Origin of the sequence: Streptomyces sp. SID3212, assembly GCF_009865405.1 — a bacterium.
Lineage (GTDB): Bacteria > Actinomycetota > Actinomycetes > Streptomycetales > Streptomycetaceae > Streptomyces.
Genome location: NZ_WWJY01000399.1, coordinates 1 through 4164 on the forward strand (window position 1 = coordinate 1; position 4164 = coordinate 4164).

Genomic DNA, 4164 nt, shown 5'->3' on the forward strand with positions numbered 1-4164 from the left:
GGCGCTCAGCGCCCGGTGCAGCGCCAGTTCCGCGGTGGCGCCCTCCGCCAGCACGATGCCCGTACAGCCCCGCTGGTCGTGGACGTACCGCACCGCGTCCCCCGCCGCCCGCGTCGGGAACCACCGCACCGCGCCCGGGTAGTCGCCCAGCGCGTCGAGCCCGCGCCAGCCGGTCAGGACGCCCGGCCTGTCCGCGTACACGAGGACAAAACCACTGGCGGGACCGGTGTGTTCGAGACGCGCGTCCATCAGCGCGGGCCGTACGCCCAGCGCCGCCTCGATCATGGCCTCGTACACATTGGTCCCCAGCGACAGGCACAGCGCCTCACCGACCAGCGCACCGCCGATCCGCCGGTTGATCTCGACCAGCCGCGGCCCCTCGGAGGTGAGGACGAACTCGACGTGCGCGAAGCCGCTGTGGTGCCCCGCGGTGTGCAGGACCCGCCCCACCCACTCCTCGATCTCGCCGAGTCCGCCGGGCGGGAACACGACGGGGAAGGCCGCTGCCTCCTCCCGTACGGCCGGCTCCCGCGAGGTCTGCCGGCTGAGCACACCCAGCAGCCGGGTCTCCCCGCCCCAGCCGATCGTCTCCGCGCTGTAGAGCGGACCTGACAGGAACGGCTCGGCGAACAGCCCCCCGGTGAGGGCGCGTTGCCCCGCCTCCCCGAGGGCGGCGCGCAGCGCCTCCTCGTCCCTGACCACCCAGACGTCACGCGACGAGGTGCCCGCCGCGTCCTTGAGGACCGCCGGCAGGCCGACCGTACGGAGCACCTCCGCCGCGCTTGCGGGGTCGGGGGCCACCCGAAGGGCGGGGCTCTTGCCCAGGCCCTTGCCGTGCAGGAGGTCCCGTACCCGCGCCTTGTCCCGCAGCAGCCGTACGGACTCCGGATCCGGACCCGGCAGCCCGGACTCGGCGGCGAGCACCGCCGCCGGCACACTCCACGTGTCGGTGGTGTTGATGATTCCGGCGACCCCGGGCACGGCGGCGAACGCCCGCCGGGTGGCGTCCTCGTCGAACGTGTCGACGTCCACCACGTCCAGGGCCGTACCGGGCGGCAGTGTGTCCAGCTCGTGCCGGTAGACCGACCGGTCGCCGGTGAGCAGGCACAGCCGGTGCCCGGCCGCCGCCGCGGCGGCGGCCGTCCTGGCCAGTCCGAAGGACAGCGCCTCCAGCGCCACCACCGTCATGAGACCTCCTCCGCCGGCGTCCCGCCGGACTCCTGGTGGGCCCGCCCGGCCCACTCCATCACCGACCACGGCGGCCGCAGGTCGTCCAGCGCCGTGATCCGCCGGGGCCGCAGCGACGACCGGTCGAGCGCCTCCGCGTGCCGGGCGAACACCCGCTCCGCGTACCGGTGTCCGGTGTCGGCGCCGATGACGAGGTGCAGCCGCCCGGGATCGAGGGCCGCCTCCCACGAGGCGATCAGGTGGGCCGCGCCGGTGGACAGCCCGGCGAACACCGCGTGGTCCCGCAGCAGGCCCACCGCACCCGCCATGGCGTGGCGGAAGTCCACCCAGTGCAGTGTGTCGTACAGCTCGTGCCGCACGTTCTCGAACGGGATGGAGCTGCCGATGCCCGCGATGATCGCCTCCGGGTCGCTGAACCGCTCGCTGCCGAAGGTCACACTGCCGAACGGCTGGATCCCCACCAGCCGCACCGGCCGGCCGGCCCCGCGCAGCGCCTGCACCAGACCGCCGGTGGACGCGCCCGTCCCCACCGCGCCGACCACCGTCAGCTCGGCGTCGGGCAGGGCCCCGGCGACCAGATCCGCGAACTCGCCGTATCCGGCGTAGTGCACGGGGTCGTGGTACTGCCGCATCCAGTGGAAGTCCGGCCGTTCCGCGAGCAGTCGGCGCACGTGCCGCACCCGCCGCTCCTGGTCCAGCCGCAGACTGCTCGACGGCGGCATCTGGTCGACGGTCGCGCCGAGCACCTCCAACTGCGCCCGCATCACGGCGTCGACAGTCGTGGAGGCCACGATGTGGCAGCGCAGCCCGTACCGGTGGCAGGCCATGGCGAGGGCCAGCGCGTAGATGCCGCTCGAACTGTCCACGAGCGTCTGGCCCGGGACGACCCGGCCCGCGCGCAGCAGGGCGCGGACGGCGCCGAGCGCCGCGTACACCTTCATCGTCTCGAAGCGTGCCAGTACGACGTTCTCGCCCAGCCTGACCAGGTCCGGGGCCTTCATCGCGTCGGTGATGTGCGCGTGCACCGGTGCGGGCACGGAGGCCGGCGCGGATGCCGGGGCCGGGGCGACCGTGTATCCGAGGTCCGGCGCCATGACGTCCCGGGGCCTCATTTCCTGGTCCCCCTGACGATCAGGCGCCGCGACCCCTGGTCGTACGGAGAGCCGTCGAAGCCGCCGAAACACTCGACATCGGTGAAGCCGGCCGCCTCGAACAGGTCGTGCAGTTCGGCGCCGCTGTACAGGAACGAGGTGATCGAGGCGGTACGGGCCGTGGTGCCGCGCACCAGCGTCCAGTCGGTCCGCAGCCGCCGCCAGCTGTCGAGGACGACGTCCCGCTGCACCACGTACGAGCCGTCCGGGAGGTCGACGGCCTGCGGCCGGCCGATCCAGCCCGCGAGCACCTCCTTGCCCATCACGTCGACCAGCAGCCGCCCGCCGGGCGCGAGGCTCGTCCACGCGTTGCGCAGCACCTGGAGGTTGTCCTCGGGGTCGTCGAAGTAGCCGAACGACGTGAAGACGTTGAGCACCACGTCGAACGCGCCGGGATCGGCGTACGCGAGCATGTCGGCCCGCACGAGCCGTACGTCGACCTCCGCCTCCGCGCACGCGCCCGTGGCCCGCTCCAGCAGGGACGGGCTGAGGTCGACCCCGGTGACGGCGTAGCCGCGGCGGGCCAGCGGGACCAGGAACAGCCCGGGTCCGCAGCACAGGTCGAGCACCCGGGTGCCCGGTGGGAAGTCCAGGAGGGGGGAGGAGCTCACGAGTCCGGCCACCGTCTCACCCCGGTCCGCCGAGAACATCGTGGAAGCGAAGTCGGACCAGAGAGATTCGTCCTCGTACCACTTCAACACCACGGCCCTCCTCCTGGACCTCACGGCCCCACCGGCTCACCTTCTCCCTCAGTGGTCGGTTGCCACCGCCGTCGAGTTCCCGGCGGGGCGGCCCGAGTTGAAGGAGGGCCGGTTACGGCTCAGCAGGCCTTGGAGGAGGATTTCGGGGCGTTGTACGCACACGTGTCCTGAACGGCCTTGGAGGCGCGCCGCAGGGTCGCGGTGTCCTTGTCGTTGTTCCAGACGTAGGCGCCGCGCTTCTGGAACACCGTCGTGGCGGTGTTCGTGCCCTTGCCGGTCTTCACCGTGACGGTCTTCCCGGCCTTGAGCGTGAACGTACCGAACGTGTAGGCGTGCTTGGAGGCGTCGGTGAGCGTCCAGCCCTTGAGACTCACGGACTTGGTGGTGGTGTTCTTGATCTGGACCCACTCGCCGTTGAGGCTGGTGTTGGAACGGCTGTCCGAGCCCGGGGAGTTGTACCAGATCTTCGTGAGATGCACGGATCCGGCGGCCTGGGCCTGCCCGGGGAACATGAACAACGTGGCGGCCGCCGCGGCCGCGGTGACGGCGGCGGTGGCGGCTATGCGGGTACGGGGCATGGCAGAACGTCCTGTTCCGGGTGGGCGCCGCACGACGGGGCGGGCGCGAGGTGCCAGACATTACGCATCTTGTCCCGGCCGGACACGGCCTGTTGCGAAATCAGGACGGAAACGCGTTCTGCCCCACCCTGCGCCCGCCGGGCGCCCCGGTCAGTTGCCCGGCGACTGGTAGAGGCCCCGGCCCGCGCGGTGGGCGCGGGAGGTGGCCACCAGCCGGTCGAGCGTGCTGCGAACGGCGTTGATGCTGCCGGGACTGTCGTCGCGGCCCAGCTTCGCCGCCACGTCGCGCGCCCGCACCGGTGAGCCGCCCGCGTCGGCCAGGATCTGGATGACCTGCTCCGTGAGGCCACCGGCCGGCTCGGACGTGTCGTCCGCCGTCTGCTCGACGGGCGCGGCCTTGGCGGGCTTCGCCGCCTTCACACGCTTCGAGGCGGTGTTCTTCTTGGCCGGCGGCCGGGTCTGGCCCTGCTTCTTGGGTCCGGCCGCGGGCAGCTTCCGCTTGATGCCGGAGGCCGCCTTGCGTCCCGCCGGGGCGGCCGTCCCGAC

At 72.6% G+C, this 4164-nt stretch carries 4 protein-coding genes and 1 pseudogene; all 5 read right to left on the reverse strand.

Features of this window, described 5'->3' with window-relative positions; all coding sequences use genetic code 11:
- On the reverse strand, positions 1-1188 hold a 1188-nt coding region (locus tag GT042_RS12115; RefSeq protein WP_161308728.1), incomplete at its 3' end, for an ATP-grasp domain-containing protein.
- Entirely contained in the window at positions 1185-2189 is a 1005-nt protein-coding gene (locus tag GT042_RS12120; RefSeq protein ID WP_237530730.1) for a pyridoxal-phosphate dependent enzyme, read from the reverse strand. The genes GT042_RS12120 and GT042_RS12115, both read right to left, overlap by 4 nt.
- Before the next feature lie 107 nt (positions 2190-2296).
- A complete protein-coding gene (locus tag GT042_RS12125) occupies positions 2297-3037 on the reverse strand; it encodes a class I SAM-dependent methyltransferase (protein WP_161308731.1) in 741 nt (246 codons plus the stop codon).
- A 122-nt stretch (positions 3038-3159) separates the two neighbouring features.
- Complete coding sequence (locus GT042_RS12130) at positions 3160-3618, reverse strand: lamin tail domain-containing protein (RefSeq protein WP_161308729.1); 459 nt, start codon at positions 3616-3618, stop codon at positions 3160-3162.
- 150 nt (positions 3619-3768) lie between these two features.
- A pseudogene (locus GT042_RS38985) lies at positions 3769-4164 on the reverse strand (hypothetical protein); the annotation flags it as partial.

Bases quoted from the DNA above. Each gene is read 5' to 3' on its own strand.
- GT042_RS12120 (WP_237530730.1), bottom strand. From the start codon at position 2,189: ATGAAGGCCCCGGACCTGGTCAGGCTGGGCGAGAACGTCGTACTGGCA.
- GT042_RS12130 (WP_161308729.1), bottom strand. From the start codon at position 3,618: ATGCCCCGTACCCGCATAGCCGCCACCGCCGCCGTCACCGCGGCCGCG.